This window comes from Halorubrum sp. CBA1125, assembly GCF_009742825.1.
Taxonomy (GTDB): Archaea; Halobacteriota; Halobacteria; order Halobacteriales; family Haloferacaceae; genus Halorubrum.
Genome location: NZ_WPCE01000194.1, coordinates 1 through 5,032, shown reverse-complemented (window position 1 = coordinate 5,032; position 5,032 = coordinate 1). Strand labels below are relative to the sequence as shown.

Below are 5,032 nucleotides of genomic sequence, written 5' to 3'. Positions count from 1 at the left end.
GATCAGCGCGGAGAGGACGGCCGCGAAAAAAGCGGCTGTCGGCGTCCGTGCCGAGCCGCTCGTCGATCTTCGCGAGGGTGTCCTCGACGCGCCCCTGCACCCACCGGTGGGCCAGCGACAGCTCCCGGTCGAGGTCCTGCAGGCGGGCGTACTCGCTCGCGAGGTCCGCGAGGTCGTTCGCGGAGCCCGAGCCGTCCGGCAGCTCGATGGAGAGGTGCGGACACCGGCCGGACATGTCGAGGCTGTTCTTCGCGGGGTAGGCGCTCTTCGCGCCGAACCCGTACGGGGAGACGCTCACCTCCAACCGGAGGCTGCGAGTGATCCGGAAGTACTTGCGGCGCTGGTCGTCCGTCGTCGACTCGATCAGGCCGGCCTCCTCCAGCTTCCGCAGGTGGTCGATGACCGCCTTCGGGCTCACGTCGAGGTACTCCGAGATCTCCGTGACGTAACAGGGCTTGGTGGCGAGCAGCCGGAGGATGCGTCGCCGATTCTCGTTCCCGAGGAGATCGAGCAGTACCGCGGAGTCCATTAACGTAGAGTTAGCGTCCGACGTGTATAAGGCTGACTTCCTCGGAGACGCGGATCGCGTGCCCGGTCTCGCGCGGATCGCCCGTCGGATCCCGAACGACCCGTGGGATCCCGAACGGACCGCTCGCGCTCTCAGATCCATCCATCTCGCGTCCATCCATCCCGTCCGATCGCGGCCGACGGGGTCCGAACGGAGAGATCCGGGCTCCCGTGGCAGTCGGCCGGTCGGACGCGCCACCGAAGGGTAGTTACCACGCCGGCGGCACGCTGCCGTATGGAGACGGCACTCGTGGTCCTCGACGGGTGGGGGATCGGCGGCGGACGGGACGGGGAGACGACCGTCGACGGGCGGACGCCGGGCCGCGACGCGGTCGCCGCCGCGGACACGCCGACGTTCGACGACGCGGTCGCGCGCGGGGCGGACGGTCGGCTCGTCGTCCACGGACGCCGCGTCGGGCTCCCCGAGGGACAGATGGGCAACTCCGAGGTCGGCCACCTGAACATCGGCGCGGGACGGGTCGTCAAGCAGGCGTACACCCGGATCACGGACGCGCTCGCGGAGGGGTCGCTCGCCGACAACGACGCCGTCGCCGACGCGCTCGATCACGCCGCGTCGACCGGCGGCCGGGCCCACTTCATGGGGCTCGTCTCCGACGGCGGCGTCCACTCCGACGTCGCGCACCTGCTCGCGCTGATCGACGCGGCCGCGGACGCCGGCGTCCCCGCGACGACCCACGCGTTCACCGACGGCCGCGACACCGCCCCGGCGATCGCGACCGCTTCCTCGCCGAGGTGACCGAGCGCGCCGACGAGCGGGGCACGGGCCACGTCGCGACGGTGACGGGCCGCTACTACGCGATGGACCGCGACGAGAACTGGGAGCGGACGAAGTCCGCGTACGACGCCATCGTCGAGCGCGAGGCACCCCACGAGGCCGAGACGGCGGTCGCGGCGGCCCGGGAGGCGCACGCCCGCGGCGAGACCGACGAGTTCATCGAGCCGACGCTGGTCGCGGGCTCGCCCGCGCTCGCCGACGGCGACGCGGTCGTCTTCTTCAACTTCCGGGCCGATCGCGCACGCCAGCTCGTCCGGATGCTGACGGACACGGAGCCGGCGTGGGAGGTCGATCTCGACCAGCCCGAGATCGGGCTGACCACGATGACCGAGTACGACGAGACGTACTCGTTCCCCGTCGCGTTCCCGCCGCGGCAGCCGACGAACACGATCGGTGAGGTCGTCTCGAACGCGGGGCTGACACAGCTCCGGATCGCCGAGTCGGAGAAGTATCCGCACGTGACCTACTTCCTCAACGGCGGCCGCGAGGTCGAGTTCGAGGGGGAGCACCGGACGATCGTCGAGAGCCCCGACGTCCCCACGTACGACCGGCAGCCGGAGATGTCCGCCCCGGAGGTGACGGACGAGGCGGTCGCGACGATCGAGACCGCGGACCCGGACCTGCTCGTGTTGAACTACGCGAACCCCGACATGGTCGGTCACACCGGCGACTTCGACGCCGCCGTCGCGGCGGTCGAGGCCGTCGACGAAGAGCTCGCCCGGCTCCTCGACGCGGTCGCCGACGCCGGCGGCCACGCGGTCGTGACGGCCGACCACGGCAACGCCGACGACATGGGAACGCCCGAGGATCCCCACACCGCCCACACGTTCAACCCCGTCCCGTTCGTCTACCTCGCGCCCGACGGCGACGACGGCGGACGCCGCGTCCGCGATGACGGCTCGCTGTGCGACATCGCCCCGACGCTGCTCGATCTGATGGGCATCGATCGGCCCGCGGAGATGACCGGCGAGAACCTCCTCGCGGAGTGACGGTCGGGAGACTACCGGCGCTCGGCGAGGAACGCTTCGACCTGGTCCCGCGAGGGGAGCGCGCTCATCCCGCCCAGGTCCTGCACCGAGAGCGCGGCGGTCGCGTTGGCGAACGCGACCGCGTCGTCGAAGGCGCTGTCGCCGTCTGCCGCGTCGCTCGGGGCCGCGGCGTCACCGGCGTCGACGGCCGAGAGGTGGGCGATCAGCCCCGCGGTGAAGGCGTCGCCCGCGCCGGTGGCATCGACGGCGTCGACCTCGAACCCCGCGTGCCGGACGGTCCGTTCGCCCCACGGCGACGCGGCCGACGTCGCGGCGAGCGCTCCGGCGGTGCCGAGGGTGACGACGACGGCGTCCGGACCGAGCGCCAGCAGGTCGCGGGCCAGCTGCTCGTCCTCGTTCGAAGAGAGGCCGGTCGCGGCGACCTCCTCGTCGCTACAGAGCACCACGTCGCTCGCGGCGACCGTCTCGCGGATCGCCGTCGACACCGCCTCCTCGTCGCCCGCCGCGATGAGGTCGGGACGGTAGTTCACGTCGAACGAGACGGTACATCCCCGCTCGCTGGCCTGCGTGGCCAGCGCCGGCATCGCGGCCCGCCCGCGGGGGTGCGTGAGCGCCACGCCGGCGAGGTGGACCCACGAGCACGCCTCCAGCGCGTCCGCGGGGATCGCAGACGGCTCGAAGCCGAAGGTGACGTCCCCCGAGCCGTAAAAGCGGAAGCGTCGACCGTCGACGCCCGGCGGCGAGACCACCCCGAGCGTCGTGTTCCCCGTGACGCGCTCGACGTGGTCCGTCGAGATGCCCTCGGCGACGAGCGTCTCCCGGAGGAAGTCGCCGAACGGGTCGTCGCCGAGCCGCGTCCAGAACGCCGGCGGCTCGCCGAGGCGAGCGACCCCGACCGCGACGTTCGCGGGCGCGCCGCCCGGCCGGTGGGAGAAACCGTCGACCTCGCGAAGCGTCTCTCCGGGCTCGGGGAGGAAGTCGATGAGGGTCTCACCGGCTACCAAGATATCGGACATGCCGTGGGGATGGACCGCCGGAGAGTATAAATGGCCAGGATCGGACCGAACGCGATCGGTCGAGGGGAGCCGCTCCCGCCGCCGACGGGGCCGGATCAGTCTTCCGCGTTCTCGGCGTCCGAATCTGCCGTGTCTCCCGCCGCCGTGTCCGCCGCGACCTCTTCGGCGACCGCCTCGAACGCGGCGAGGATGACCCGGCGGCACGCCTGACCCTCGGTCGTCCAGTGGTGGGCGTAATCGAGCATGTCGTCGTAGATGTCGGGCTTGCAGCCCGCCGCCTGCGGGTGGCCCCCGCCGTTCACCTTGCCGGCGACCTCGTGGGCGTGCCGGAAACCGTCGGAGCCGCGGATCGACGCGGAGCCGGCCGGCTTGACGATCACCGCGGCGTCGGCGCCGTCCTCGCGGAGGGCCTCCGCGACCTCGTTCTGCGAGCACCGACCGTACGTCACCGCGACGGTCCACGGTCCGACCTCCCGGGTGACCGCGCGGTCGACGGCGGCGTCGATCCGCGCCTCCTTCTCGACGCGGCGGTCCGCCACGAACGCCCGGACGGTCTCGGGGAGGTCTGCCCCGTACGCGCCCACGACCGTGGCGTACTCCTCGCTGCCGGCCCAGTGCGAGTAGTCGGCGAGGTCGTCCGAGCGGGGGTCCTCTTTGATCCAGAGGTCGTGGTCGCGCGTCACGGCCGCCAGCTCCGCCCACCGATCGGCGAAGTCGTGGTCGAGCGATCGGAGCGCCACGTCGGCGGTACACTCCTCGTCGGACTCGCCGACCACGAGGTCGACGCCGAGGCCGCGGACCGCCTCGGCCGTCGACGCGTCCCACTGGTGGTGGTCGAACCAGCGGATCGCGTCGGTCGACTCCGCGAGCGCCGTCAGCGGCGCTTCGACCCACTCGAACTCGTCCGGACAGAGGTCACAGACGAAGAGATCGATCCCGTCGTCGGCGTACGCGTCGACCCGTTCGAGCGCGGTGTCGAGCGAGTACGGCCCCGCAGCGACGAGCCCGACCGGCGACTCGGCGTGGGCGTTCGCGGTCGGATCGTCGTCCGTCCCGTCCGCGACTTCGGTAGCTTCGTCGACATCCCTTTCGGCAGATTCGGCGGCTTCGTCGCCCGTTTCTTTGTCGTCCGCCGCTTTCCCGTCCGCGAGCCGCGCCGCGATCGCCGACTCGAAGGCCTCGACATCGAGGGCGGCGTCGTACGCCTCGCGGACCATCGCCGCGCACGCGAGTCCGTCGGCGTCGCCGTCGGCGATCACGACCGCCTCGCTCCCCTCGATCGCCTCCTTCGCCCGCCGCTCGGCGCGCTCTTCGTCCAGCGAGTCCGGATAGAAGAAGCCCTTCCCCGGCAGTCGCGTGTACCGCGAGCGGGGGATATCGGCTTCGTCGATGAGGTCGTCGTCCATACCGTCGAGCCGGGCGGGAGGGGGAAAACTCCGCCGTTCTCCGGCAAGGTCGGAGAACCGCGCCGACCGCCGGCGACTCAGATCGTCGTCCGCCGCGGGTCCTCGTCGGTGAGCTGTCTGACGGTCAACACCGGGATCGGACACGTCCGGACGACGCGCTCGGCGACCGAGCCGATGAGGAACCGGTTCTCGCCGTGTCGCCCGCGGGTTCCCATCGCGACCACGTCGGCGTCGACGTCCCGGGCGTACGCGGCGATC

Annotated in this window: 4 protein-coding genes and 1 pseudogene; 1 reads left to right on the top strand and 4 read right to left on the bottom strand. The window is 71.9% G+C overall.

Translation table 11 applies throughout. The features are described from left to right. Positions 1–529: ArsR family transcriptional regulator (locus GJ633_RS13700; RefSeq protein WP_156589261.1), on the bottom strand; the 529-nt coding region annotated here is incomplete at its 3' end. A gap of 273 nt (positions 530–802) precedes the next feature. Here GJ633_RS13700 and gpmI point away from each other — a divergent pair. Further along, positions 803–2,352: pseudogene (gene gpmI / locus GJ633_RS13695) on the top strand (2,3-bisphosphoglycerate-independent phosphoglycerate mutase). 11 nt (positions 2,353–2,363) lie between these two features. Here the strand turns inward: gpmI and GJ633_RS13690 are convergent. From GJ633_RS13690 to GJ633_RS13680, 3 genes are all read right to left on the bottom strand, one after another. After that, a complete protein-coding gene (locus tag GJ633_RS13690) occupies positions 2,364–3,368 on the bottom strand; it encodes a carbohydrate kinase family protein (RefSeq protein WP_156589260.1) in 1,005 nt (334 codons plus the stop codon). A 95-nt stretch (positions 3,369–3,463) separates the two neighbouring features. Then, positions 3,464–4,774 carry a DHH family phosphoesterase gene (locus tag GJ633_RS13685; protein ID WP_156589259.1) on the bottom strand — a complete coding sequence of 437 codons (1,311 nt, stop codon included), beginning with the start codon at positions 4,772–4,774 and terminating at the stop codon, positions 3,464–3,466. A 77-nt stretch (positions 4,775–4,851) separates the two neighbouring features. Further along, positions 4,852–5,032: universal stress protein (locus GJ633_RS13680; RefSeq protein WP_197431349.1), on the bottom strand; the 181-nt coding region annotated here is incomplete at its 5' end.

Excerpts from the sequence above, each read along its gene's own strand:
- GJ633_RS13690 (WP_156589260.1), bottom strand. The coding sequence starts at position 3,368 with ATGTCCGATATCTTGGTAGCCGGTGAGACCCTCATCGACTTCCTCCCC.
- GJ633_RS13685 (WP_156589259.1), bottom strand. The coding sequence starts at position 4,774 with ATGGACGACGACCTCATCGACGAAGCCGATATCCCCCGCTCGCGGTAC.